The organism is Seongchinamella sediminis, from assembly GCF_003457605.1.
Lineage (GTDB): Bacteria > Pseudomonadota > Gammaproteobacteria > Pseudomonadales > Halieaceae > Halioglobus > Halioglobus sediminis.
The window spans coordinates 60601-85394 of record NZ_QRAN01000013.1; the positions used below are offsets into that span (position 1 = coordinate 60601).

Annotated in this window: 24 protein-coding genes and 1 tRNA gene; 11 read left to right on the forward strand and 14 right to left on the reverse strand. The window is 62.5% G+C overall.

From position 1 onward, the window contains the following. The first annotated feature begins 20 nt into the window (after window positions 1-20). Window positions 21-917, forward strand: a complete 897-nt coding sequence (locus DWB85_RS12735) for a transporter (protein ID WP_239017321.1) — start codon at window positions 21-23, stop codon at window positions 915-917. A gap of 155 nt (window positions 918-1072) precedes the next feature. Here DWB85_RS12735 and ychF read toward each other — a convergent pair whose 3' ends face one another. The 8 genes from ychF to DWB85_RS12775 form a co-directional block, all read right to left on the reverse strand. Next, window positions 1073-2167, reverse strand: coding sequence for a redox-regulated ATPase YchF (ychF, locus tag DWB85_RS12740; protein ID WP_117955226.1), 1095 nt, complete (start codon window positions 2165-2167; stop codon window positions 1073-1075). A gap of 25 nt (window positions 2168-2192) precedes the next feature. Beyond that, window positions 2193-2780, reverse strand: a complete 588-nt coding sequence (pth, locus tag DWB85_RS12745) for an aminoacyl-tRNA hydrolase (RefSeq protein WP_117955229.1) — start codon at window positions 2778-2780, stop codon at window positions 2193-2195. Between the two features lie 23 nt (window positions 2781-2803). Then, complete coding sequence (locus DWB85_RS12750; protein ID WP_117955231.1) at window positions 2804-3475, reverse strand: 50S ribosomal protein L25/general stress protein Ctc; 672 nt, start codon at window positions 3473-3475, stop codon at window positions 2804-2806. Between the two features lie 69 nt (window positions 3476-3544). Continuing rightward, window positions 3545-4477 (reverse strand): ribose-phosphate pyrophosphokinase, encoded by a 933-nt coding sequence (locus tag DWB85_RS12755; protein WP_117955353.1) that lies wholly within the window; start codon window positions 4475-4477, stop codon window positions 3545-3547. Window positions 4478-4579: 102 nt separating this feature from the next. Then, window positions 4580-4654: transfer RNA gene (locus DWB85_RS12760), tRNA-Gln, on the reverse strand. 1 nt (window position 4655) lies between these two features. Continuing rightward, window positions 4656-5504: a 4-(cytidine 5'-diphospho)-2-C-methyl-D-erythritol kinase gene (gene ispE / locus DWB85_RS12765; RefSeq protein ID WP_117955234.1), complete on the reverse strand. Its 849-nt coding sequence runs from the start codon at window positions 5502-5504 to the stop codon at window positions 4656-4658. After that, a complete protein-coding gene (gene lolB, locus DWB85_RS12770) occupies window positions 5501-6103 on the reverse strand; it encodes a lipoprotein insertase outer membrane protein LolB (protein ID WP_133300618.1) in 603 nt (200 codons plus the stop codon). Before lolB ends, ispE begins: the two co-directional genes overlap by 4 nt. Window positions 6104-6108: 5 nt before the next feature. Further along, the gene (locus tag DWB85_RS12775) at window positions 6109-7863 is read right to left on the reverse strand and encodes a tetratricopeptide repeat protein (RefSeq protein WP_117955239.1); all 1755 of its coding nucleotides are present in this window, start codon (window positions 7861-7863) and stop codon (window positions 6109-6111) included. Window positions 7864-8072: 209 nt separating this feature from the next. Between DWB85_RS12775 and hemA the strand changes: the two genes are divergently transcribed. The 6 genes from hemA (at window position 8073) to rhlB (ending at window position 14393) form a co-directional block, all read left to right on the forward strand. Continuing rightward, entirely contained in the window at window positions 8073-9428 is a 1356-nt protein-coding gene (hemA, locus tag DWB85_RS12780; protein ID WP_117955355.1) for a glutamyl-tRNA reductase, read from the forward strand. Beyond that, window positions 9425-10510: a peptide chain release factor 1 gene (prfA, locus tag DWB85_RS12785; RefSeq protein ID WP_117955242.1), complete on the forward strand. Its 1086-nt coding sequence runs from the start codon at window positions 9425-9427 to the stop codon at window positions 10508-10510. Before hemA ends, prfA begins: the two co-directional genes overlap by 4 nt. Continuing rightward, on the forward strand, window positions 10510-11343 hold the full coding sequence (gene prmC, locus DWB85_RS12790; protein ID WP_117955245.1) for a peptide chain release factor N(5)-glutamine methyltransferase: 834 nt from the start codon (window positions 10510-10512) through the stop codon (window positions 11341-11343). Before prfA ends, prmC begins: the two co-directional genes overlap by 1 nt. Continuing rightward, window positions 11318-12103, forward strand: a complete 786-nt coding sequence (locus DWB85_RS12795; protein WP_239017322.1) for a HesA/MoeB/ThiF family protein — start codon at window positions 11318-11320, stop codon at window positions 12101-12103. The genes prmC and DWB85_RS12795 overlap by 26 nt, the downstream gene beginning before the upstream one ends. A 181-nt stretch (window positions 12104-12284) precedes the next feature. Beyond that, window positions 12285-12878 carry an HvfX family Cu-binding RiPP maturation protein gene (locus tag DWB85_RS12800; RefSeq protein WP_117955247.1) on the forward strand — a complete coding sequence of 198 codons (594 nt, stop codon included), beginning with the start codon at window positions 12285-12287 and terminating at the stop codon, window positions 12876-12878. Window positions 12879-12989: 111 nt separating this feature from the next. Continuing rightward, entirely contained in the window at window positions 12990-14393 is a 1404-nt protein-coding gene (gene rhlB, locus DWB85_RS12805; RefSeq protein WP_117955249.1) for an ATP-dependent RNA helicase RhlB, read from the forward strand. A gap of 234 nt (window positions 14394-14627) precedes the next feature. On the opposite strand, the gene cysZ is transcribed toward rhlB, so the two are convergent. Beyond that, window positions 14628-15359 (reverse strand): sulfate transporter CysZ, encoded by a 732-nt coding sequence (gene cysZ / locus DWB85_RS12810; protein WP_117955252.1) that lies wholly within the window; start codon window positions 15357-15359, stop codon window positions 14628-14630. Next, on the reverse strand, window positions 15356-15556 hold the full coding sequence (locus tag DWB85_RS12815; RefSeq protein ID WP_117955254.1) for a cysteine-rich CWC family protein: 201 nt from the start codon (window positions 15554-15556) through the stop codon (window positions 15356-15358). The genes cysZ and DWB85_RS12815 overlap by 4 nt, the downstream gene beginning before the upstream one ends. 62 nt (window positions 15557-15618) lie before the next feature. Between DWB85_RS12815 and smrA the strand changes: the two genes are divergently transcribed. Beyond that, window positions 15619-16233, forward strand: a complete 615-nt coding sequence (gene smrA / locus DWB85_RS12820; RefSeq protein ID WP_117955257.1) for a DNA endonuclease SmrA — start codon at window positions 15619-15621, stop codon at window positions 16231-16233. A gap of 29 nt (window positions 16234-16262) precedes the next feature. Here the strand turns inward: smrA and nth are convergent, their stop codons facing one another. Genes nth through map form a run of 4 tightly spaced genes read right to left on the reverse strand, consistent with a single transcriptional unit; the run spans window position 16263 to window position 21587 of the window. Next, a complete protein-coding gene (nth, locus tag DWB85_RS12825) occupies window positions 16263-16916 on the reverse strand; it encodes an endonuclease III (protein ID WP_117955259.1) in 654 nt (217 codons plus the stop codon). Window positions 16917-16926: 10 nt separating this feature from the next. Next, a complete protein-coding gene (dapC, locus tag DWB85_RS12830; RefSeq protein WP_117955262.1) occupies window positions 16927-18117 on the reverse strand; it encodes a succinyldiaminopimelate transaminase in 1191 nt (396 codons plus the stop codon). A 15-nt stretch (window positions 18118-18132) separates the two neighbouring features. After that, window positions 18133-20817, reverse strand: coding sequence for a [protein-PII] uridylyltransferase (gene glnD, locus DWB85_RS12835; RefSeq protein ID WP_239017323.1), 2685 nt, complete (start codon window positions 20815-20817; stop codon window positions 18133-18135). After that, a complete protein-coding gene (map, locus tag DWB85_RS12840; protein WP_117955362.1) occupies window positions 20817-21587 on the reverse strand; it encodes a type I methionyl aminopeptidase in 771 nt (256 codons plus the stop codon). The genes glnD and map overlap by 1 nt, the downstream gene beginning before the upstream one ends. Before the next feature lie 312 nt (window positions 21588-21899). Between map and rpsB the strand changes: the two genes are divergently transcribed. The 3 genes from rpsB (at window position 21900) to DWB85_RS12855 (ending at window position 24639) form a co-directional block, all read left to right on the forward strand. Continuing rightward, the gene (gene rpsB / locus DWB85_RS12845) at window positions 21900-22661 is read left to right on the forward strand and encodes a 30S ribosomal protein S2 (RefSeq protein ID WP_117955265.1); all 762 of its coding nucleotides are present in this window, start codon (window positions 21900-21902) and stop codon (window positions 22659-22661) included. Between the two features lie 134 nt (window positions 22662-22795). Beyond that, window positions 22796-23653: a translation elongation factor Ts gene (gene tsf, locus DWB85_RS12850; RefSeq protein ID WP_117955267.1), complete on the forward strand. Its 858-nt coding sequence runs from the start codon at window positions 22796-22798 to the stop codon at window positions 23651-23653. A 206-nt stretch (window positions 23654-23859) separates the two neighbouring features. Further along, complete coding sequence (locus tag DWB85_RS12855) at window positions 23860-24639, forward strand: hypothetical protein (RefSeq protein WP_239017324.1); 780 nt, start codon at window positions 23860-23862, stop codon at window positions 24637-24639. The last annotated feature ends 155 nt before the right edge of the window (window positions 24640-24794 follow it).

Here is a 24794-nt window from a genome sequence, read left to right on the forward strand (position 1 = left end):
ATAATTGGTCCATGAGACCTTTGATTGCACTACTGCTGCTTCCCGCCTGCCTGTGGGCCAGTACCGGGCTGGCCCAGGAGCTGACGCCCCGTGCTTACTGGCCCGCTCCGCAGGGGACCCGAATCCTCACCCTCGGGGCCGGCTTTACCGAGGGCGACACGGTGCCTGATCCTTCGCTGCCGATTTCTGGTGTTGATTCCCGAATTGCCACCGGGATGCTGGCCTACATGCAAACGCTGGACCTCTTTGGCCGGACCAGCAACCTGATTATCGAGCAGGCCTACTCCGCCGGCGAGACGACGGTGGATTTCCCCGACCGCGGCAGCCTCAGCCGTGATTACCAGGGCGCCGGCGACCTTGCCGCGACCCTGTCGGTAAACCTGATGGGGGCGCCGTCGATGAACCGCGAGGAATTCGCCGAACTGCGCCGCAACCCGCGGCCGATTCTCGGCGCCAGTCTCAAGGTGGTTGCCCCGACGGGCCGCTATGACGAGGACAGACTGCTCAATGTGGGCAGCAACCGCTGGGCCGCCAAGGCGGAACTGGGTTACATGGCGGTACTGCGCCCCAGGTGGTTGCTGGAGTTCGAACTGGGTGTCTGGGTGTTTGACGACAATGACGAATTTCTCGGCATGACACGGAAACAGGGATCGATCAGGTCGGTCGAGATGCATCTGGTCAGGCGCTTCTCACCCGGCCTCTGGGCTTCTCTTGACCTGACCGGCTACCGCGGCGGGCAGAGCGAGATAGGGGGCCGGCGACTTGACGACCTGCAGCGGGACTCCAAGTTCGGCTTCACCCTGGCCTATCCCTTTGCCGGCAGGCACGCGCTGCGTTTCAGTTATGCCACCGGCTCGGTGAATGATTCTGAAGAAAACTTTGACGTCCTCCAGCTCAGCTACTCGCGCCTGTTCTGACCCCCAGAATTCATTACCCGGCCGGGGCCCGGGCCGGGCCCGTCATTCCGGCGCACAAGGTGAATTGTGCTGCAAGCACAAGAGAAGGTGCCCTGGGGTAAGCCGGCATCCATATGGCAGGGCCTGTGCAGAGTGGCGCAACGTCAGCGCATGGCCTAAACGTTAAAACGGAAGTGGATCACGTCGCCGTCCTGCACCACGTAGTCCTTGCCCTCCAGGCGCCAGCGGCCCGCGTCCTTGGCGCCCTGCTCGCCGCCGAACTCGATGAAGTCGTCGTAGGCGATGACTTCGGCGCGGATAAAGCCTTTCTCGAAATCAGTATGGATCACGCCCGCCGCTTGCGGGGCAGTAGCGCCGACCCTGACAGTCCAGGCGCGGACTTCCTTGACGCCGGCGGTGAAGTAGGTGTGCAGGTTGAGCAGGTCGTAACCGGCGCGGATTACCCGGTTCAGGCCCGGTTCCTCCATGCCCAGGTCGGCGAGGAACTCGGCGCGCTCCTCGTCGTCCAGTTCGATGATCTCGGATTCCAGCTTGTTGCAGATCACCACCACCGAGGCGTTTTCCTCAGCGGCTATGGCGCGCACCACGTCCAGGTGGGGATTGTCCTCAAAGCCGTCCTCATCCACGTTGGCAATGTACATGGTGGGTTTGACGGTGAGCAGGAACAGGGTTTTCACCAGTGCCTGTTCGCTGTCATTGAGCTGCAGGCCGCGTACCGGCTTTGCCTCGTTGAGCTGCGGCAGCAGCTTGTTTTCAAGTAACGCCTTCATCGCCACCGCTTCCTTGTCGCCGCTCTTGGCGATGCGCACCACCTTTTGCAGCTGCTTTTCGCAGCTTTCCAGGTCGGCCAGGGCCAGTTCGGTGTTGATGATTTCTATGTCCGCGGCCGGGTCGATCTGGTTGGCCACGTGAATGACGTTGTCGTCTTCAAAACAGCGCACCACATGGGCGATGGCATCGGTCTCGCGGATATTGGCCAGGAACTGGTTGCCCAGGCCTTCACCTTTGGAGGCACCCGCCACCAGCCCGGCAATGTCGACGAATTCCATGGTGGTCGCCACTTCCTTCTGCGGCTTCACAATGGCCGCAATCCTGTCCTGCCGCGGGTCGGGGATGGGTACCACGCCGGCGTTGGGCTCAATGGTGCAGAAGGGGAAGTTTTCGGCGTCGATGCCCGCCCGGGTGAGGGCGTTGAACAGGGTGGACTTGCCCACATTGGGCAGGCCGACAATACCGCATTTGAAACCCATTTAAGTGTCCTGTCTGGTGTGCGGCTCAGGCCGCGCTAAAACTGTGTAGTCGGGTCATCGCCCTGGTTTGATCCCCGTCCAGCAGCAGCGGCAGGGCGGCGATGGCCTCGTCGATACACGCATCAATGCGTGTCCGATCCACCTGCGAGGGCTGGCTGAGCACGTATCCTGACACTTTCGATGCGTGTCCCGGATGGTCAATGCCAATGCGCAGGCGGTAGAAGTTTCTGTTGTTGCCAAGCGCCGGGACAATATCACGCAGCCCATTATGCCCCCCGTGGCCGCCGCCCTGTTTGAACCTGGCCTTGCCCGCCGGGATATCCAGTTCATCGTGGACGATGAGAATTTCCTCGGGCGCTATCTTGTAGAAGCCGGCCATCGCCGCCACGGCCCTGCCGGAACGGTTCATGAACGTGGTGGGGATGAGCAGGCGCAGGTCATGGCCGGCGAAATTGATGCGGCCGACCAGTCCGGAAAATTTTGATTCCGCCTGTAAAGGCGTGTTGCACTGCCGGGCCAGGGCCTCGACGAAGTCGGCGCCCGCGTTATGGCGGGTGCCCCGGTACTCACTACCGGGGTTACCCAGTCCGGCGATCAGCTTGATGGCTGTCAACGCGGGGCCAAAGAGCGAGGGAATCAGTCCTCGCTGTCGCCTTCTTCGGCAGTGTCGTCACCGGCATCAGCCGCTTCCGGCGCGCTCTCGTCCTCGTCCTCGTCAGCGGCGCCACGGGGCGCGATAACGGAGGCGATGGCCAGGTCGTGGTCTTCACCCAGGGCCAGGGCCACGGAAGTGACGCCTTCAGGCAGCGTGACCTCGGACAGGTGAACAATCTGGCCGGTAACCACATCCTTCATGTCCACTTCGATGTACTCGGGGATGTCACCGGGCAGACAGGATACCTCGATGTCGGTTTCCTGGTGCTGGATCACTCCGCCTTCCATCTTGACGCCGTGGCAGCTCTCCTCGTTGAGGAAGTGAATCGGCACGTGCACCTTGATCGCCACCTTCTCGTCAACGCGCATGAAGTCGGCGTGCATGACCTCGTCCCTGGAGGGGTGACGCTGCAGGTCCTTGAGGATCGCCTTTTGCACGTCGCCGCCGACGTTTACCGCCAGCACGTGCGAGTAGAAGGCCTCGTTTTCCAGGGACTTTTCGATATCCTTGCGCACCAGGGTAAGTGGCTGCGGTTCTTTGTCGCCACCGTAAATGATGGCAGGAACTTTATCTGCTTGACGACGCAGGCGGCGGCTCGCACCTTTCCCCATGTCCTCGCGCAGCTCGGCTTGTACTTCAAATTGGTCGGACATAGCCAGACTCCTTTGATATTCGCTGCAACGCCTGCGACCAGCGCGGCAGCGGGTTAAGTAAACGCTGTTCTAGGTGAACAGCGCGCTGATGGATTCCCCGTTTGCCACCCTGCGCATGGACTCGGCCAGCAGGTCGGCAGTGGTGAGAACGCGAATCTTGTTGATGGATTGCGCCTCCGCACTGAGGGGAATCGTATCGGTGACTACCAGCTGGTCGAGCTGGGAGTTCCGAATATTGTCCAGCGCCTTGCCCGACAGTACCGCGTGGGTACAGTAGGCATAGACCGCCAGTGCTCCGCGCTCTTTCAGCGCGTTGGCCGCCTGGCACAGGGTGCCGGCGGTGTCTACCATGTCGTCCACCAGCACACAGGTGCGGCCTTCCACGTCACCGATCAGGTTCATGACCTGGGCCTCGTTGGCCTTGGGGCGACGCTTGTCGATAATCGCCAGGTCCGCCTCGTTGAGCTGCTTGGCGATGGCCCTGGCCCTGACCACACCGCCAATGTCCGGCGATACCACGATCAGGTTCTCGTAGTTCTGGGCCCCGATATCGTCGTTCAATATCGGTGAGCCGTAGACGTTGTCCACCGGGCACTTGAAAAAGCCCTGGATCTGCTCGGCGTGCAGGTCCATGGTGAGTACGCGATCGACACCGACACCCACCATCATGTCCGCCACCACCTTGGCGGTAATTGGTACCCGGGCGGAGCGCACCCGCCGGTCCTGCCTGGCGTAACCGAAGTAGGGCACCACTGCGGTGATGCTGTCTGCCGAGGCGCGACGCAGGGCGTCGATCATCACCAGCAGCTCCATCAGGTTATCGTTGGTGGGCGCGCAGGTGGACTGGACGACGAACACGTCCTTGCTGCGCACATTCTCGTTCAGCTCCACGGCGATCTCACCGTCACTGAACTTGCCCACGTCAGCGTTACCCAGAGACAGGTACAGTCGGCTGGCAACTTTTTGCGCCAGTTCCGGGTTTGCGTTGCCTGTGAAGACCATCATTTTCGAGGACACTAAGCGCTACCTTTCATGGTGTGTTCGGGAAAACTGCCGCACATAAAAATAGTGCCATACACCACAGGATGCATGGCACCTTGAATATGGCTGGGGTGGGAGGATTCGAACCTCCGAATGCCAGGATCAAAACCTGGTGCCTTGCCGCTTGGCGACACCCCAATCAATCTTTGGGTCCTGCCAGTGCGCTTAACACTGGCGACTTGTTCAGGGCTCTGGCCACAAACCCCTGCATCGGAGCTGGTAGCTGGCCCAGGGCTGACCTGGCCTGTTGTTCATTCGGGAAGCTTGCGAATACGCAGGCGCCGGTACCGGTCAATCTAGCCTCCCCAAAATTCTCCAGAAATTTCAAAGCGTTATCAACCTCTGGGTAGAGTTCTCTAACGATTTTCTGGCAGTCGTTGCGGGAGTGGCCCTCGAAAAAGGCGGCTATTTTGATGGGAGACGTGTTCCGTGTCAATCGCTCATGTGAAAAAATTTCGGCGGTGGAAATACGGCACTGGGGGGCGACCACCAGGTACCAGCGTTCAGGCAAATCCACGGGGGTCAGTATTTCACCAACGCCCTCCGCCCAGGCGGTGTGGCCGGCGGTAAACACCGGCACATCCGCTCCCAGTTTTACCCCGAGCTGTTCCAGGGGAAGGTCAGCCAGCCCCAGCTGCCAGAGCTGGTTAAGTGCGAGCAGGGTGGTGGCGGCATTGGAGCTGCCGCCGCCCAGGCCACCGCCCTCTGGAATCCGCTTGACCACCTCGATATGCGCCCCCTGGTCGCGGTGGATACGCGGCAGCGCCTGGGCAGCGCGAACAATGAGGTTGTCCTCCAGCGGAATGTCCAGCTCGCAGCCGGCGAGGGTGATTTCACCGCTGTTGTTGGCGGTGAAGGTCAGCGTGTCACCCCAGTCCAGCAGTTGAAACAGCGTTTGCAACTGGTGGTAACCGTCAGCACGGCGTCCGGTAATGTGCAGGAACAGGTTGAGCTTGGCCGGGGACAGCAGTGTCAGGGAAGCGCTCATGGTGCTGAGAAGTCTCCCCATTCCCGCAGCAGGATGCGCGCCCGGGTCTCGCCCCGGGAAACCTGCAGCCGGGTGGGCAGCAGGTAGCCGCCGAAACTGGCAAACTGCTGGTAGTCGATGGTCCAGCCCAGCTGTTGCAGCTGCTCAGGCAGTTGTCCGGCAGCGTCCAGCAGTAGCGACTGTACCGGCGACCCGGGCGCCGGGACCCCCTTCAGCCAGTGATGCAGCGAGCGCACGGGCAGGTCCCAGCTGTGTTCATCTCCCAGCGCGGGATCGTCCAGGTCCCAGCGGCTGTAGTCATCGCCCTGGCGCACTTCCAGCAGACTGCCGTCACTGTCGATGGTGGTCGCGCTGATACCCATGGGGCCGGACAGCCGCAGGTGACTGGCCTCCCCGATTTGCTGCCACAGCAGGCTTGCCGATTCCGCCTGTTCCGCGGTGCGCAGGGCGATTTTACCGCTGGCTGTCCAGTGGCTCAGCTGTTGCAGCTGTTCCCGGTGCGCGTGCCAGCTCGCCTTGCCGGATTCCGGTGCCGGAGCGGGCATGCCGGCGCAGCCAGCCAGGGCCAGCAGCAGGAGCCAGATTAATGCTGGTTGCACAGTGCTCACAGGACGCCGGCGGTAGCCCCCGGAGATTGTGGCGCGGTGAGCAGGTTGTCGACGCCCAGGCGCTCAAGCGTTTCGCGCAATACCGGGTGTTGCGGGTCCTTGAGCAGTGCGCCCCGCCACACCTGGCGCGCTTTTTCGGTATTGCCACTAACCCACAGGACTTCACCGAGGTGGGCGGCTACCTCCGGATCGGGAAAGGCGGCATAGGCGCGGGTCAGGTACTCGATGGCGCTTTCATATTTGCCCTGGCGATAGAGCACCCAGCCCATGCTGTCGAGAATGGCCGGTTCATCCGGCTCCAGCTCCAGGGCGCGCGAAATCAGTTTGTAGGCTTCGTCGAATCGGCTGGTCTGGTCCGCGAGGGTATAGCCCAGGGCATTGAGGGCTGTAGCGTTGTTGGGGTCACGGGCGAGAATCGCCCGCAGGTCCGCTTCCATCAGCGCCAGGTCATCCTGTTGCTGGCCGAGCATTGAGCGGGCATAGCGCAGTGAGGCCGAGTCGGGGAAATCCTCGATGCCGGCATTGAGCACGGCCATTGCCGCCAGCCCGGCGCCTGCGGTGCTGAGGATATCGGCCTCGATGCCGTACAGCTGCTCACTGCGCGTTGGCTGCTCGCGCCGCTGTCTTGCGAACCAGGCATAGCTGGCGTCGATCTGCCCGCCCTCGACCAGGATCCGGCCGATGCGCTGGCTGGCGGCGAGGTATTGCCGGGAATCACCGATCTTCATGTAGAACTCCAGCGCCTCCGACGGTTGCTGCTGGTCCTCCGCTATCCGGCCCAGGTAGTAGTAGGCCTCGTCCTGTCGCCTGCCGGTGGCCAGTACCTTGTTCAGGTAGGCCCTGGCCGCCAGATCGTCACCGATCTCCCGGTTGATCAGTGCCAGCGACAGCAGCAGGTCGGCATCGCCGGGTGACTGCACCGACAGCAGCTCGAACTGGCTGCGGGCAGCCTCGATATCGGAGCTGGTGAGCAGGCGCGCGTACTCCAGGCGCAGGCGGGAGTCCTCCGGATTGGCCGCCAGCGCTTTTTCTATGCGGGCGTAGGGATCGGAGGCGCCGGTCTGGGTCAGTATGCGCGCTTCCAGTAGCAGGGCCTGGTGCTGGCCCGGCTCAACCTGGAACAGGCTTTTCAGCCTGGCCAGGGCCTGCGGGTACTGTTCGAACTCGGTATTGATCAGGGCCATGGTCAGCAACAGCGCCGGGTCCCGGGGGAATTCGGCCAGCATGTCGTTAAGACCCTTTACCAGCTGCGACTGTTGTTCGGCCGTGAGCTGGTCGAAGCCCTGCAGCAGCAGGGGAAAGTTGGCCTGCTTGCCGCCCCGGGCGACAACCGCCATGTGGGGCAGGGCGGCGACCGGTTGCCGGGTCCTGGCCAGCAATATGGCGGCCGTGTTGTTGGCCTCAAGGTCGCCGGGCTCCTGGGCCAGCCACAGCTGCACCGCTGCCAGGGCCTGCTCGTCGTTCTCGGTAAACTGGGCCAGGTGGGTGGCATGGCGGGACACACCCGCATCCTGCAGCTTGCTGGCCTGTTGCAGGTAATTGTCCAGGGCCGTCTGGTAGTCGCGGCGACGGATGGCAAATTCCGCCACCAGCAGGGGATACACGCTGTCTGCGGGAATCGCCCGTTCGGGCAGCTCTGCCGTCAGCGCTGCGGGCGGCTCGGTGCTGTCAGCCGCGGGTTCCGGCGGTGCGGTAGAGGCACAGGCCGCCAGCAGCGAGGAGCCGAGGGCAATGGTGGCAAAACGGCGCATGGGTGTACCGCGAACTTCCGTGACATCTGGGCCGCCTATGATGACACAGGCCGGCCCGGAAACCCAAGGTCTGCGCCAGCTGCGGCCGGGCGGGCTATTTCCCGGCTAACTTGTTAAAATCACAGCCAATTTTTGCCGGATGTGCTAAGGTGCGCCGGTTTTTGACCGGGTTCGCGCGAGTGGCCCGCACCGGAGTGTTGGACGACACCATGAACCTGATTGCCCTGGGGATTAACCACAACTCCGCCGCCGTCGAGGTGCGCGAGCGGGTCGCCTTTGCCCCGGAGCAGGTCAATGAGGCGCTCGCCGACTGCTGTGGTGCTGCCGAACTTGACGAAGTGGTCATCCTGTCCACCTGCAACCGCACCGAAATCTACGCCATCGCGCCCAGCCGCAGCGTGCTCGCCGACAAGGCCGTGCAATTGATTGACTGGATGGCAAATTACCACCACCTGTCCGCGGAAGAGCTGCACCGCTCGGCCTACCACCACGAAGGCGAGCAGGCCCTCACCCACATTGCCCAGGTCGCGGCGGGGCTGGATTCGATGGTGCTGGGGGAACCGCAGATTTTTGGCCAGCTCAAGTCTGCCTATTCCGTTGCCCAGGAGTCAGGGACAGTGGGCGCTGAGCTCAGCCGTATGTTCCAGCGCGTATTCAGTATCGCCAAGCGGGTCCGCACCGACACCGCCATCGGCGAAAACCCGGTGTCCGTCGCCTATGCCGCGGTGGACCTCGCCGGCCATATTTTTGCCGACCTCAGCCAGTGCCACGCGCTGCTGGTGGGGGCCGGTGAAACCATCGAACTGGTGGCCCGTCACCTGATCGAGGCGGGTGTTCGCAATATCGTCATCGCCAACCGCACCCTGGGGCGGGCCCGGGAGCTGGCGCAGAAGTTCGGCGCCGAGGCGGTACTGCTGGCGGAGATACCCGGGCAATTGCCCGCTGCCGATATCGTGATCACCTCGACCGCCAGCCAACTGCCCATTCTTGGCAAAGGGGCAGTCGAGCAGGCGGTCAAGGCGCGCAAGCACCGTCCCGTGCTCATGGTCGATATCGCTGTGCCCCGGGACATCGAACCCCAGGTAGGCGACCTGCGTGATGTCTATCTCTACAGCGTGGATGACCTGCGCGAGATCGTCGACCAGAATTTGCGCAGCCGCCAGAGCGAGGCGCGCAAGGCCGATGTGATGATTGCCGAGGGCGTGCGCAGCTTCGTCGAGGACGGCAAGCGTCTGGCGGCAGTCGATGCGGTCAAGGAATACCGGGCCATGGCGGAGGAGCTCCGGCAGCGCGAGCTGGACAAGGCCCTGCGAGCGATTACCCGGGGCGATGACCCGGAGAAGGTGCTCAAGCAGTTGTCCCGCGGCCTCACCAACAAGCTCATCCATGCGCCCACCACCGGGCTCAAACAGGCCAGTGCCGAGGGCAGGCCGGAACAGTTGCGCAGCGCCCGGCGGCTGCTGGGGCTCGCCGAGCCGGAGCCCGCGGCGGCTGATGATGCAGCCGGCGACGCCCTGGAGATTACTGCCGACGACACCGATCACTCGAGACACACACTGCAATGAAAGCCTCCCTGCTGACCAAGCTGGAAACCCTCACCGACCGGCACGAGGAGGTATCCGCCCTGCTTGGCGACAGTGAAACCATCGCCGACCAGGACCGCTTTCGAGACCTGTCGCGGGAATACGCCGAGCTCGAGGCGGTGGTCAAATGCTATGCCGGCTACAGCCAGGTGAAGGCCGACCTCGAAGAGGCGCGGCTGATGCTGGAGGATGCCGACCCGGACCTGCGGGATATGGCCCGGGAGGAAATTGAATCCGGCACTGAACGGCTGGCAGTGCTGGAGACCGAGCTGCAAACCCTGCTGCTGCCGCGCGACCCCAATGACTCGCACAACGTGTTCCTGGAAATTCGCGCCGGTACCGGCGGTGATGAGGCGGCGATTTTTTCCGGCGACCTGTTCCGCATGTACTCCCGCTACGCGGAGAACATGGGCTGGAAGGTCGAGGTTTTGTCTGAGCGCCCGGGTGAGCACGGCGGCTTCAAGGAAATAATCACCCGGGTGGAGGGGCGCGATGTGTACGCCCACCTCAAGTTCGAGTCCGGCGCCCATCGGGTGCAGCGGGTGCCGGAAACCGAGTCCCAGGGGCGTATCCATACCTCGGCCTGTACCGTGGCAATCATGCCCGAGGCCGAGGCGGTGGACGAAATTGAAATCAACAAGGCGGACCTGCGCATAGACACCTACCGGGCCTCGGGCGCGGGGGGGCAGCACGTCAATAAAACCGATTCGGCGGTGCGCATTACCCACCTGCCCTCGGGCATCGTGGTCGAGTGCCAGGACGAGCGCTCCCAGCACAAGAACCGGGCCCGGGCCATGTCGCTGTTGCAGGCCAAGCTGCTGACCAGCGCCCAGGACAAGGTTGCCGAAGAGCAGGCGGAACAGCGCCGCAACCTGGTGGGGACCGGGGATCGATCGGACCGCATCCGCACCTATAACTTCCCCCAGGGTCGGCTGACCGACCATCGCATCAACCTGACGCTGTACAAGCTGGGCGAGGTGATGGAAGGCGATCTGGGCGCAGTTGTCGAACCCCTGCGCCAGGAGTACCAGGCGGACCAGCTGGCGGCCCTGGGAGAGGGCTGATGGCCAGCGTGCTGGCCTTGCTGCGCGATGCCCGGCGCCTGCCCGGCGAAAGCCCCGTCCGGGATGCGGAAATTCTGCTCTGCCACTGCCTGGGCAAGCCCCGCAGCTGGCTTTACACCTGGCCTGATGCGGAGGTGGCAGGGCCTGCCCTGGAAAACTACCGCGCCCTGCTGGCCCGGCGGCAGCAGGGGGAGCCGGTGGCCTATCTCACCGGCAGCCGCGAATTCTGGTCACTGGACCTGCGGGTCAATCCCAGTACCCTGATTCCCCGGCCAGATACAGAAACCCTGGTCAGCTGGGCCTTGCAGCTGCCGCTGGCGGCGGACGCCGCGGTGCTGGACCTGGGTACCGGCAGCGGCGCCATTGCCCTGGCCCTGGCGCAGGAAAAACCACGCTGGCAGGTGACTGGCGTTGACTGTAGCCAGGCCGCGGTCGAACTGGCCCGCCAGAACGCCATTGCCAACCGGCTGCCGGCGGTTGAGTTCCAGTGCGCTGACTGGTTCCAGGGCCTTGCCGGCCGGCGCTTTCAGTTGATCGTCAGCAACCCGCCCTATGTAGAAGCGGACGACCCACACCTGCTGCAGGGCGATGTGCGCTACGAACCGCGGTCGGCGCTGGTGGCGGCGGACAAGGGGCTGGCGGACCTCGCCCACATCGTTGCTCATGCGCCGGCCCACCTGGCCGGCGAGGGCTGGCTGTTGCTGGAACACGGTTTCGCGCAGGGCAGGCAGGTTCGCCAGCTGTTGCTGGACAGGGGCTTTGGCGAGGTGCAAACCCGCTCTGACCTGGCAGGGCAGGAGCGGATCAGTGGAGGACGCTGGCGTGCTCAGTGACGAGCAACTGCTGCGCTATAACCGCCAGCTGCTGGTGCCTGATTTTGATATCGCCGGCCAGGAACGCTTGCGGCAGGCAACGGTGCTGGTCCTCGGCCTGGGTGGATTGGGCTGTCCCGCCGCGCTCTACCTGGCCGCCGCAGGCATCGGCAGGCTGGTGCTGGTGGACGGCGACGCGGTGGAGCTAAGCAACCTGCAGCGCCAGATTGCCCATGGCGATGCCGATATCGGCGGCAACAAGGCCGCCTCGGTGGCCGCCAGCGTCGCCGCGCTCAACCCGGAGGTGGAGACCGTTGTCCATCCCCATGAGTTGGGGGAAGACACGGTGGAGCCGGTGCTGGCCGGGGTCGACCTGGTGGTCGATGCCAGTGACAATTACACCATTCGGTTTGCGCTCAACCGGGCCTGTATTGCCGCCGGCATCCCGCTGGTTTCGGCGGCGGCGGTGCGCGACGAGGGGCAGCTGGCAGTGTTTGACCCCCATCGCGGAGGCCCCTGTTACCGCTGCCTGTACCCGGTCGAGGGTGCCCACACCGCCCTGAGCTGCAGTGAGAGTGGCGTGCTCGCCCCTCTGGTGGGGGTGCTGGGTTCACTGCAGGCGATGGAAGCGCTGAAACTGCTGGCACACTATGGTGAGGCGATGCGTGGAACCCTGTTAATGCTGGACCTGCGTCACATGCAGTTCCAGCGGCTGACGATCAAAACGCGGCGGGATTGCCCTGACTGCGCGGGGCTGCAAGGGCCTGTTCACACTAACTGAGTTAGTGTGAACAGGCCCTGGGCACGGGGAGCGGCCATGACTTTGGCGTCCTGGCCGCAAGCCTTGAATCTGGTCACAATACTGGCTGTCCGCTCATGGTGGTATGGGAATAGGGCTGCAGGGGAAACCTTTTGCCGGTTTCGACTGTCACAGACAAAACAAATGTGCAGGGAAATGCTGGATGAACGCGCTCGCCGAGCTGTATTACAACTTACAAAATTCTCTGTGTCCGCGACTGCGGCATCTCGATGGGCTGCCTCCCCTGGCCCTGCGCCTGTACCTGGTGCCCGTGTTCTGGGTGGCCGGCACCCAGAAGTTAGCCGGTATAGACAGTACCATCGATTGGTTCGGCAATGACGAATGGGGGCTGGGCCTGCCGGCGCCCGAGCTGCTGGCGTACCTGGCTGCCTATACTGAAGTGATCGGGGCCCTGTTGCTGCTGCTGGGCCTGGCTACCCGCTGGATAGCCCTGCCCCTGATTGTCACCATGCTGGTGGCTATTTTCGCCGTGCACTGGGATCAGGGCTGGGCGGCGATTGCCGATTCCGGTTCCCGCGAGATCGCGGTGCGACTCGGTACCGCCAAGGATATTCTCCGGGAACACAGCAATTACAGCTGGCTGACCGAAAAGGGCAGTTTCGTCATTCTAAACAATGGCATCGAGTTTGCGGTGACCTACCTGGTGATGTTGTTATCGCTGCTGTTTACCGGCGGTGGTCGTTACGTCAGTGTGGACTACTACCTGTCCCGGCTGTATCCCAATCCGGCACGCTGAGGGGCGGGCAACGGGCAACTGCGGCTGCCGAATATATATCTTTCCCATCCGGGCGCTGAAAAATGCTAGACTAGCGCGTTTTTTGAGCAGCCACAGGAAGGAAGCAAGGTAGTGATAAAGAGTTTAGTTGGGCGTCTGGCCGGCAGGAAAGAACCTGCTCCCGAGGCAGCCCAGTCACCCGCGACGCCGGCGAAGGCCGCGCGTAAGGAACAGGCCCGCAAACCCCAGACCGAAAAAGGCCATTCCCAGGAATCCGCCAACCAGTCCAAGGCATCCAATCGGCGCCGTCGAAAGCGCAAGCCGGGGAACGACGCGGCGACCTGGTCCATCGACCAGTTCCAGGTGGAGCCCAGGGAGGGAGAAACGCGGTTTCATGACCTGGGCCTGCGGGATGAAATCATGCATGGCATTGCCGACCTGGGGTTCCAGTACTGTTCCCCGATCCAGGCGCAGGTACTACCCCACACCTTGCAGGGCAACGATGCCATCGGCAAGGCCCAGACCGGTACCGGCAAGACCGCCGCCTTCCTGATCACCATTTTCAATGACCTGCTGACCCATCCCGTGGACGGTGAGCGCTTCGTGGGCGAGCCCCGTGCCCTGGTGATCGCGCCCACCCGGGAACTGGTCATGCAGATCGCCGCGGACGCGGCGGACCTCAGCAAACATACCGGCCTCGAGGTTGCCACGCTGATCGGTGGCATGGACTACCAGAAGCAGCTCAATCGGCTGCAACGCGATATCGTCGACCTGGTAGTGGCCACGCCGGGCCGGCTACTGGATTTCATGGGTCGGCGCGACCTGTTCCTGGACCACGTCGAAGTGCTGGTGCTGGACGAGGCCGACCGGATGCTGGATATGGGCTTTATCCCCCAGGTTAAACGCATTGTGCGCGCCACCCCGCGCAAGGAGAACCGCCAGACCCTGCTGTTTTCCGCGACCTTTACCCAGGACATCATCAACCTGTCCCAGCAGTGGACCTATGAGCCGGTTACCGTTGAGATAGAGCCCGAGAGCGTAGCTACCGACAGCGTCGACCAGAAGATCTACCTGGTCAGTTCAGAACAGCGCTATCGCATTCTTAACAACCTGATTCGCAGTGACGACTGCAAGAGCCTGATTGTATTCGCCAATCGCCGGGACCAGGTCAGGCGCCTGCACGAGCGCCTGCGCAAACATGGCGTCAGGTGCGGCATACTCTCCGGAGAGATTCCCCAGGGCAAGCGTACCCGCACCCTGGAGCAGTTCAAGAACGGTGAGATAAAGGTACTGGTCGCCACCGATGTGGCCGGCCGCGGTATTCACGTCGATGGCATCAGCCACGTGGTTAACTACAACCTGCCGGAAGATCCCGAAGACTACGTTCACCGCATTGGCCGCACCGGCCGCGCCGGGGCCACAGGCACTTCGATCAGCTTCGCCAGCGAGGATGATGCCTTCCTGCTGCCGGACCTGGAAGCGTTGCTGGGGACGCCGCTGGAGTGCACCCATCCGCCGGAGGACCTGCTGGCCTAGGCTGGCAGTCCTTCCGGCCTGCACTCCCAGTCCTTCCGGCCTGCACTCCCAGTCATTCCGGCGAAAGCCGGAATCCAGGTCCGTGCAGGTGGATCCCGGCGCGCCCCAGGGCACCTTCTCTTGCGCTTTCAGCGCAAGTCACCTCGTACTCCAGGGCACCCTCTCTTGCGCTTGCAGCGCAATCCACCTTGTACGCCCGGGATGACAATTGAGGAGTGGCGGAATGCCTGTCTCCTACCGATCTAATTCCTTACACCACAGCAGGGTCGCCCCCACCACCGCAGCCGGTACCACAAAGAAGTTGACGATGGGGATGCCCGTGCACAGTGCAACCGCGCCGCCAAAGCCCATGCTGCTCAGGCGCCGGCTGCGCACCGCCTCCTTGACGTCGGCGAAACTCAATTGGTGGTTGTCCACCGGGTAGTCGACAAACTGGATGGACATCATCCAGGCCCCGAGCAGAAACCACAGCACCGGCGCCGCCGCATTGAGCAGCGGGATAAAGGTGACGAGCAGCACAAACACGGCCATGGGCACGTAGTAAGCCAGCTTCGCCAGCTCGCGGACAATGCCCCGCGGCACCAGCATCAGGGCCCCCATCAGGCCCTCGGGGCCACTGACTGGCTGCCCGGTCACCAGCTCCTCCGCTTTTTCGGCCAGCAGGCCGTTGAAGGGCGAGGCGATAATCAGCGCCACCGCGGTGAACAGGTAGCCGGAAATCAGGCTGAAGGTCAGCCAGATCAGCGGCCACAGGATCCACTCGATGAAGCTGAGCCAGTCGGGCAGGGCGGCGGTCCAGCGATCCATGTAATCGGTGATAAAGCTGAGGCCATAGCTGATCAGGGTGCCGAATATGATGATGTTGATCACCAGCGGGACAATGACAAACAGGCGCAGGGCCGGGTGCCGGAGCATTTTGGCCCCCTCGACCAGGTAACCGACGCCGCCAACAATATTGCCTTTCAATGTTCTCTCCTCTTGTCCGTGCCGCAGGCCGGGCAGATACAGCGCACACCACGCTCCGCTTCCGGTACCGCCGCCAGGGCTGCGGCCGACAGTTCGACAGTCATGCACCAGCAGCTTTCCGGCGCTTTGCCAGCCGCGGTGGCGCACTGGTTGTGGTGCCCGCACAAGGGGCACTTGCCCGCGTTTTCGTTGTCCATGTTAGTGTGCCTGTGCCGACCTCCGGGGCGTTATAATAGCCCACGCGAAAGTGAGTGTATCCATGAGCAACGACGAAGAGAGCCTGTTTCTCGATGAAATGACCGATGTGGTGCCCCTCAAGCGGGAGCCACGGGTGCGGGTGGCCCCCAAAGGCGCCGGCAGTAATTCCTCTGTCGAAGCGCGTCGCGAGGCCGCCGTGCTCGACCGCAACAGCGACGGCAACATCCTCACCGAGGATGGCCTCGCCATCACCCCCCTCGACCCCTGGTATGTGCTTGAATTCAAGCGCCCCGGTGTCCAGAACGGCGTGTTCCGCAAACTCAAGCAGGGCCGCTATGAAGCCGAGGCCCGCCTGGACCTGCACCGGATGACCGCCGCCATTGCCCGCAGGGAACTGTACGAATTCATCAGGGAATGCTATCGGCTGGGTATTCGCAGTGTGATGGTGATCCACGGCAAGGGCGAGAGCAGGGCCGAGCGTGAACGCGCTTCGATCCTCAAGGGCTGCACGGACCACTGGCTGCGCGAGCTGGATATGGTGCAGGCCTTTCACAGTGCCCAGCCCCGGCACGGCGGCACCGGTGCGGTGTATGTGCTGTTGCGCAAGAGTGAGGAGAAGAAACGGGAGAACCGGGAGAAGTTTATGAAGGGGCGGGTGCCCTACGACGGCGGCTAGGAAACTCGATCAGGTAGTGTCAACAGGCCCTAAGCCTTCAGGGTTTTCTTGGGATGCTTCCTATTCGGATAACAGGTCGTACAAATCTCACAGACGCGCCCATCACAGCCCCGCGCCGTGCAGAACTCCCGGCCGTAGAAAATAATCTGCAGGTGCAGCCGGTTCCAGGATTCCGGGGGAAACAGGCGTTTCAGGTCGCGCTCTGTTTGCGCAACGCTTTTGCCCGAGCTCAGGCCCCAGCGCTGGGCGAGACGATGAATATGGGTGTCCACCGGGAAGGCGGGTACAGCAAAGGCCTGCGCCATCACCACGCTGGCGGTCTTGTGGCCGACACCGGGCAGCCGTTCCAGTGCGTCCATGTCAGCCGGAACGTTGCCCTCGTGCTCCTCCAGCAGTATTTCGCTGAGCCGCTTGATCGCCTTTGATTTTTGCGGTGACAGGCCGCAGGGGCGGATCACCTCGCGGATCTGTTCGACGCTGAGTGCTGCCATATCGTGGGGATTGTCGGCCAGGGCAAACAGCGCGGGGGTGACCTGGTTGACCCGCTCATCGGTGCACTGGGCGCTCAGCAGCACCGCCACCAGCAGGGTGAAGGGGTCGCTGTGATCCAGTGGTATCGGTGGTTGGGGATAGAGTTCCTGCAGGCGGCGGAGGATGTAGTTGACCCGTTCGGCTTTGCGCACCAGTGTGTCCTCAGAGTTTGCCCAGCCGGTGGACGATGCGCTCGGCGGCTTCCACGCACTGGGACAGTTCCGCCACCAGGGCCATGCGCACCCGGTTGGCGCCGGGGTTGATGCCCCGGGCTTCCCGCGCCAGGAAACTGCCCGGCAATACCGTGACGTGCTCGCCGGCGAACAGCTGACGGGCGAACTCGGTTTCGGCAACAGGCGTTTGCGGCCACAGGTAAAAGCCGGCATCCGGCATGTTGACCTCGAGGTGGCCGGCCAGTATCTCCATCACCGCCGCGAATTTCTCCCGGTAGCGCAACCGGTTCTGCACCACGTGCGACTCGTCCGCCCAGGCGGCAACACTGGCCAGCTGGTGGTGGGGAGGCATGGCGCAGCCGTGATAGGTGCGGTATTGCAGGAAACGGGCGAGCACATCCGCATCGCCGGCGACAAATCCCGAGCGCAGGCCGGGCAGGTTGGAACGCTTGGACAGGGAGTGGAACACCACGCAGTTGCGGTAGTCATCATTGCCCATGGCCGCGCAGGCCTGCAACAGGCCGGGAGGAGGGGCACTTTCGTCAAAATAGATTTCCGAGTAACACTCGTCCGCAGCGATGATGAAATCGTGTTCCCGGGCCAGGCGAATGAGCTGTTGCAGTTGCTCCATCGGCAGTACCGCCCCGGTAGGGTTGCCGGGGCTGCAAAGGAACAAGAGCTGGCACTGCTGCCACTGGGCAGCGCTGATACTGGCGAAATCCGGCAGGAAACCGTTTTCCTCGAGGCAGTTGATGAACACCGGCCGGGCCCCGGCCAGCAATGCGGCGCCCTCGTAAATCTGGTAAAACGGGTTGGGGCTGAGGACTAGCGCTTCCGGGCAGCGGCTGACCACCGCCTGGGCGAAGGCAAACAGGGCTTCGCGGGTACCGTTTACCGGCAGCACCTGCTGTTCGGCATCGACCCCCTGCAGCTGGAAGCGCTGGGTCAGCCAGCTGGCAATGCCCCGGCGCAGTTCGGGGATGCCCCTGGTCAGCGGGTAGTTGGCCAGCTTGTCGAGGTTATCCGCCAGGGTCCGGATCACGAATTTCGGCGAAGGGTGCCGGGGTTCGCCAATCGACAGCGCGATGGGGCTTTTGTCCCCGGGGGGCGCAAGGTCGGCAAACAGCTGGCGCAACTTCTCGAAGGGGTAGGGCTGTAGGCGGTTCAGGTCGGGATTCATGGGTGCTTGCCGGGTTCAGGCGACGGCCTGTTCGTCGAGCGCTTCGCGGATGGCCTTCTGGATGGCGGCACAGCGCTCAGGATCAGTAATGGGCCGCTCGTTGGCGTCGGTGATAAAGAATACATCTTCCACGCGTTCGCCCAGGGTCTGGATTTTGGCGGCCTGTAGCTCGATATTGAAATCGGTAAAAATCCGCCCGATGCGCGCCAGCAGGCCCGGACGGTCTGGGCTGGAGACTTCCAGCACCGAATAGTTCTTGACCTTGTCCACATCCATGCTGGTTTCGGTGGGGATGGAAAATGATTTCATTACCCGGGGAGTGCGTTTTTGCACCGGGTGGCGGTCGTAGGACTCGTTTTCCAGGGCCCTGGCCAGGTGGTTGCGAATGTGGTTCAGGCGGGCACCGTCTTCGGCGATGGACCTGCCATTTGAGTCGAGCACAAAGAAGGTGTCCAGGGTCATGCCGCCGCTGGCGTTGTAAATCCGCGCATCGTGGACCGACAGGTCCAGCTGTTCCAGCAGGGAGCATATGCGGGAAAACAGCAGGGCGCTGGAGCGGGCGTGGATGAATATCTGGGTGGTGTTGGCCACCGATGAATCCGAGCTGGAGCGAACCAGCACCAGGGGCTTGCTCTTGTCGACGTGGCCGGCGATGGCTTCGGTGTGCCAGGCAATGTCTTCGGCTCTTTCCCGCAAGAAGTAATCCTCGCCCCGTTCCTGCCACACTTCCTCAATCTCGTCGACGGTGAAGCCACGATACTCCAGTGTGTCGATGGCGGCCTCACGGGTCTCGTTAATCCAGTCCTGCTTTTCCACCGGATTTTCCAGGCCCCGGCGCAGGGCGCGCTTGGTCTCGGTGTACAGCTGGCGCAGCAGGCTGCCGCGCCAGGCGTTCCACAGCGTGGGATTGGTGCCGTTAATGTCGGCCACGGTCAGCGACAGCAGGTAGTCGAGACGCTCCTGGAAGCCCACGTGCTGGGCAAACTGGAGGATGACGTCCGGGTCGGAAATATCCCGGCGCTGGGAGACGGCAGACATGGTCAGGTGGTTTCTCACCAGCCATACCACCATCTGGGTGTCACGGTTGGACAGCCCGTGTTCGCGGCAAAACAGCTCGGCGTCCGCGGCGCCCAGCTCCGAGTGGTCGCCGCCGCGCCCCTTGCCGATATCGTGGAACAGGCCGGCCAGGTAGAGCAGCTCGATCTTGGGCAGGCGGCTGGTCACCCTGCCGGTCACCGGAAAGCGCTCGGCGAACTCGGGAATCTGGAAGCGGCGCATGTTTTCGATCACTTCCAGGGTGTGGGCGTCCACGGTGTAGGTGTGAAACAGGTCGTGCTGCATCTGGCCGATGATGCTGCCGAAGGCGGGGATATAGCGGCCCAGAACGCCGTAGCGCACCATGCGCTTGAGCTGGCGGGTCAACTTGTAGGGCGAGCGCAACAAATCGATAAACATTTTCCGGTTGATTTCACTGGCCCGGAAATTGTCGTCTATCAGGTGCAGGCTGTTGCGCAGCAGGCGGATAGTGGGAGCGGCGATTCCGTCAATGGCATTGTTGCGGGAGCTGAGCAGGAAGATCTCGAATATGGCGGAGGGGTCCACGCTGAAGACATTGTCGTTCCTGGCCTCGATGTAGCCGTTGCGAATCTGGAACCGGCCATTGAGTTCGAGTACCTCATCGTCGCGTTCTGCCGACAGAATGACCTCGTTGAAATTCTGTATCAGCACCTCGTTGAGCATGCTCAGCGCCTGGGCGGAACGGTAGTAGAGCTGCATGAACTGCTCAACCGCCAGCTTGTCGCCATCCTCAAAGCCCCACAGGGCGGCCAGGGAGCGCTGGTGATCGAACAGCAGGCGGTCCTCCTCCCGGCCGGTAATCATGTGCAGGGCATAACGCACTTTCCACATGAACTCCCGTTCGCGCTTGAGGATGTCCATTTCCTCCTGGTTGAGGAATTCCTCGGTGGTCAGCCGGTCCAGTGATTCCACGCCGAAGTGACGCTCTGCAATCCAGGCGATGACCTGCAGGTCGCGCAGGCCCCCGGGGGAGCTTTTGACGTTGGGTTCGAGGTTGTATTCGGTATCGGCAAACTTGTTGTGCCGGTCGCGCTGTTCCTGCAGCTTGGCGCGGAAGAACTCCGGGCTGGGCCACATTTCCTTCGGCCCGGTCTGCTCCCGCACCTGGGCCATCAGCTGTTCGGGCCCGCACAGTACCCGTGCTTCCATCAGGTTGGTGAGCACGGTGATATCGTCCCTGGCGCTTTCCACGCATTGGGCGACGGTGCGTACGCTGTGGCCTATTTCCAGGCCAATGTCCCACAGCAGGGTGAGGAAGTTTTCCAGCTGGTCATTGGCGCCGTCATCGTCGTTACCCAGCAGCAGGAGCAGGTCAATGTCCGAGTAGGGATGCAATTCGCCGCGGCCATAGCCGCCGACTGCCACCAGGGCAACCTCGCTCGAGCGCCAGTCCTGCTGCTCCCACAGGGTGCCCAGCAGTGTGTCGATAAAAGCGGCCCGCTGGCGCAGCAGGACCCCGGTTTCCTCGCCGTCGCGGAAGTTCTGGTGCAGGGATTCTGTGGTCTGGGCAATGGCCCGCTTGCAGGCCTTGAGCACAGAGCCCTGGGCCAGGCCGTCCAGCAATGCCTGCTGGTCAAACAGGTCGTGGGGAAGATTGTTCAGGGGCGGGGCGTCAGCGGGCACTAGAAGGATTCACCGGATCGCCGGGTGAATATCTCGCAGCCGTCCGCGGTAATGCCCAGGGTATGCTCCCACTGGGCGGACAGTCGCCCGTCGCGGGTGGTCACGGTCCAGCCGTCTTTCTGGTTGAGTTTGGTCTGCCGTTTGCCGGCGTTAATCATCGGCTCGATGGTAAAGGTCATGCCTTCCTCCAGCACCATGCCAGCTCCTTTCTTGCCGTAGTGCAGGACCTGGGGGTCCTCGTGAAACACCTTGCCGATGCCGTGGCCGCAGTACTCGCGGACCACAGAATAGTAGTTATTTTCTGCGTGGGCCTGGATGACGGCACCGATATCACCGAGGGTGGCTCCCGGCCTGACGATCTCCAGGGCCCGGTACAGGCACTCCTGGGTCACCTGGATGAGCCGGCTGGCATGGGGGGCGACGTCGCCGACCTCAACCATGATGCTGGTATCGCCGTGGTAGCCGTCCTTGATCACGGTGACGTCAATATTGATGATGTCGCCGTTTTTCAGTTTCCTGGTGTCAGAGGGAATACCGTGACAGACCACGTCGTTGATGGAGGTGCAGATGGAGCGCGGGAAGCCGTGGTAGTTCAGCGGCGCCGGAATCGCGCCCCTGGCGGTGATGTACTCGTGACAGATCCGGTCGATTTCGCCAGTGGTTATCCCCACCTGGACATGGGGCTCGATCATTTCCAGCACCTGCGCGGCGAGGGCGCCCGCCGCCCGCATTTTCTCGAATTCCTCTGCTGTCTTGATCGCTACGGCCATTTCCAACCCATTGAATATAAACAAAAATATCCGGTTATTTCCGCTCTTGGCGGCCCCGGGGGAGGCACATTCTACCGCATATGCCGTCGCTGCGGGTAACACCTACCGTTACTGGGGCCATTTTATTCTTTAACAGGGCGCCTGTTTATGGTATAAAGCGCGCCTCATTTTTCGGGCGGTGGCCTCGCTGGCTGTGTGCCGGAAACTGGGGAACTTAATGACACACACATATCGATACCTGTTCCAGGGTGCCTCTTCGGGGGTTTGGAGCCGGGATATGTGGAGGACTAACCCAATACAACAGGTATTACTATGTCGCAAGTAAGCATGCGCGACCTGCTGCAGGCAGGCGCCCACTTCGGCCACCAGACCCGTTACTGGAACCCCAAGATGGACCAGTACATTTTCGGTGCCCGCAACAAGATTCACATTATCAACCTCGAGCACACTGTGCCGGCCTTCAACGAAGCGCTGGAGATGGTCAAGCGCTCCGCTGGCAACAAGAACAAGATCCTGTTCGTCGGCACCAAGCGCGCCGCCAGCAAGATTGTCAAGGAACAGGCCGAGCGCGCCGGCATGCCCTATGTCAGCCATCGCTGGCTGGGTGGCATGCTCACCAACTACAAGACCATCCGTGCGTCCATCAAGCGCTACCGTGAGCTGGAAGCACAGCAGAGCGACGGCACCTTTGAAAAGCTGACCAAGAAAGAGGCGCTGATGCGTACTCGCGATATGGAGAAGCTGGAGCGTTCCATCGGCGGTATCAAGGATATGGGCGGCCTGCCCGACGCGCTGTTCGTGGTTGACGTAGACCATGAGCGCATTGCCATCACCGAGGCCAACAAGCTGGGTATTCCCGTGATCGGCGTGGTTGATACCAACTCCGATCCGGACGGGGTCGACTACGTGATCCCCGGTAACGACGACGCTATCCGCGCGATCAAGCTGTACGTGACTGCAGTCGCCGATGCCTGCCTGGCGGGTAAGTCTGAAGCCGGCGAAGTCGCTGCAGCCAAGGACGAGTTCGTTGAAGAAGCTGCCGAGCCCGCGGCCGACGAGGCCGCCGCCGAGTAAGTCAGCTGCCGGGCGTTGCCGTGTTGGTAACACCGGGGTCCTAATCTATCCCCGGCGCCATGGCGGCCGGGGTTTTCATATCCAAGATCCACCTTCCCGGTAGCCAAGGGCCGGGATTGCACAGGAGGACAGTAATGTCAGCAAAACTGGTTAAAGAATTACGTGAGCGCACCGGCCTGGGCCTGCTGGAATGTAAAAAGGCACTGGCCGCCGCCGATGGCGACATTGAAAAGGCGATTGAGGAGCTGCGCAAGTCCAGCGGCATGAAGGCTGCCAAGAAGGCCGGACGTACTGCGGCCGACGGCGTGGTCGTCACTCGCCTCGCCGAGGACGGCAGCTATGGCGTTGTGGTGGAAGTTAACTCCGAAACCGACTTCGTTGCCCGTGACGACAGTTTCCTGGCCTTTGTGGCTAAAGTTGCCGACGCCGCTTTCGCCGGCAAACAGACCGACGTCGCCGCCCTGATGGCAGGTGAGCTGGAGTCTGACCGGGAAGCACTGGTGCAGAAGATTGGTGAAAACATCGGCGTGCGCCGGGTTGAGCTGGTCAACGCCGATGCCGGTGTTGTTGGCGCCTACGTGCACGGCAATAACCGCATCGCGGTGCTGGTCGAGCTCAAGGGCGGTGACCAGGACCTGGCCAAGGACGTTGCCATGCACGTGGCCGCGGTCAACCCGCAGGTTGTATCGCCTGCCGATATGCCCGAGGAGGTCGTCGCCAAGGAGAAAGAAATCTACACCGCCCAGGCGGCCGAGTCCGGCAAGCCCGCGGAAATCATCGAGAAGATGATCGGCGGCAGGGTGAAGAAATTCCTCTCCGAGAACTCCCTGGTGGAGCAGGCCTTCGTCAAGGACCCGGATGTCACCGTTGGCAAGCTGGTTTCCGCTGCCGGTGCCGAAGTCGCTTCTTTCGTCCGCTTTGAGGTGGGTGAAGGTATCGAGGTCGAGAAAGTCGATTTCGCTGACGAGGTGGCGGCTCAGCTCAAGGGCTAGCACACTACCGTCGCGTGGTAACTGACGCGCGTTGGCAGGAACGGGGCTTTGGCCCCGTTTTTGTTTTCAGGGGTGTGCGGGGGCAAGGGGACGCCCGCGCCCGCTGAACCGGAGGCGGCAGAAAAAAGGCTTTCTGCCCGGAATCTATTGGGCTGGCCGGCGTCCTATGTATAATTGCCCCAAATCTGTGGACCATTAGTAATTCAATGTCAAAAGACGATATCGACAGCATTCCCTCAATTGTTCCCTCGCGCGACCACGACGACGCCCCGGCGCACGTTCGTGGCGCCAGTGCGCCCCGCGGCAAGGGCAAATCGGGCGGTAATGGCGGCGGTCCCCGGGGTCCCGCAGCCGCGGGCGGGGCGGGAATCCTGGCCCGCCTGATGATAACCGTTTCCCTGGTGATAGCGGCGGTAGCCTGTGCCTGGGCCTGGCAGTTGCAGGAGCAGCTGAAACAGACCGGCAATGAGCTGCAGGCCTATGAGGGCAGAATCGCCGACCTGGAGGCGCGGCTGTCGGATACCGATGAAGGCATGAGCCAGAACGCGGCGGTGCAGGCGGCCAAAATCCGCGAGCTGGATTCAGAAGTACGCAAGCTATGGGATAACGTCTGGAAAAAATCCAGGGAGCGGCTGGGCCAGCTGGAAGCAGCCAGCAAGAGCTACAGCAGCAAAATCGCCGCCAACGAGAAGACGATCGCGGACGTGAAGGCCAGGGCGGACAGTGCCGCCGGTGACCTGGCCAAGCTGAAAAACGTGTCCGGTGACCTGTCGCGGCTGATGTCCAGCGCCAAGTCCAACCAGGCCGAGGTCGAGCGGGTTGCCGATACCCTTAACAGCATTAACCTGGACCTGGCCAGGCTGAACCGCCAGGTCAAGACCAACGAGGAGGGCCTGCGGGCCACCGATGCCTTCCGTCGCCAGGTGATGGCCAGCATCAGTGACCTGGAAGCGGCTGTGCGGGTGTTGCAGGTCAGCAACCCCTAGCCACGCCCCGGGCCTCTTCAGGTCTTAGGCCGCTGGTATTAGCCGGCCCCGGGCCAGCCGTGCCGTATAGTCCCCACCGTGCCCCGGGGCTGGGGCTTTCACCAACGCACCAGCGGTGTACAATACGGGCCGCGTTTTTATCCCCGCCCAAGTAA

Excerpts from the sequence above, each read along its gene's own strand:
- ychF (WP_117955226.1), bottom strand. The coding sequence starts at position 2,167 with ATGGGTTTCAAATGCGGTATTGTCGGCCTGCCCAATGTGGGCAAGTCC.
- DWB85_RS12750 (WP_117955231.1), bottom strand. The coding sequence starts at position 3,475 with ATGTCCGACCAATTTGAAGTACAAGCCGAGCTGCGCGAGGACATGGGG.
- DWB85_RS12755 (WP_117955353.1), bottom strand. The coding sequence starts at position 4,477 with ATGGTCTTCACAGGCAACGCAAACCCGGAACTGGCGCAAAAAGTTGCC.
- ispE (WP_117955234.1), bottom strand. The coding sequence starts at position 5,504 with ATGAGCGCTTCCCTGACACTGCTGTCCCCGGCCAAGCTCAACCTGTTC.
- DWB85_RS12775 (WP_117955239.1), bottom strand. The coding sequence starts at position 7,863 with ATGCGCCGTTTTGCCACCATTGCCCTCGGCTCCTCGCTGCTGGCGGCC.
- hemA (WP_117955355.1), top strand. The coding sequence starts at position 8,073 with ATGAACCTGATTGCCCTGGGGATTAACCACAACTCCGCCGCCGTCGAG.
- prfA (WP_117955242.1), top strand. The coding sequence starts at position 9,425 with ATGAAAGCCTCCCTGCTGACCAAGCTGGAAACCCTCACCGACCGGCAC.
- prmC (WP_117955245.1), top strand. The coding sequence starts at position 10,510 with ATGGCCAGCGTGCTGGCCTTGCTGCGCGATGCCCGGCGCCTGCCCGGC.
- DWB85_RS12800 (WP_117955247.1), top strand. The coding sequence starts at position 12,285 with ATGAACGCGCTCGCCGAGCTGTATTACAACTTACAAAATTCTCTGTGT.
- DWB85_RS12815 (WP_117955254.1), bottom strand. The coding sequence starts at position 15,556 with ATGGACAACGAAAACGCGGGCAAGTGCCCCTTGTGCGGGCACCACAAC.
- smrA (WP_117955257.1), top strand. The coding sequence starts at position 15,619 with ATGAGCAACGACGAAGAGAGCCTGTTTCTCGATGAAATGACCGATGTG.
- dapC (WP_117955262.1), bottom strand. The coding sequence starts at position 18,117 with ATGAATCCCGACCTGAACCGCCTACAGCCCTACCCCTTCGAGAAGTTG.
- map (WP_117955362.1), bottom strand. The coding sequence starts at position 21,587 with ATGGCCGTAGCGATCAAGACAGCAGAGGAATTCGAGAAAATGCGGGCG.
- rpsB (WP_117955265.1), top strand. The coding sequence starts at position 21,900 with ATGTCGCAAGTAAGCATGCGCGACCTGCTGCAGGCAGGCGCCCACTTC.
- tsf (WP_117955267.1), top strand. The coding sequence starts at position 22,796 with ATGTCAGCAAAACTGGTTAAAGAATTACGTGAGCGCACCGGCCTGGGC.
- DWB85_RS12855 (WP_239017324.1), top strand. The coding sequence starts at position 23,860 with ATGTCAAAAGACGATATCGACAGCATTCCCTCAATTGTTCCCTCGCGC.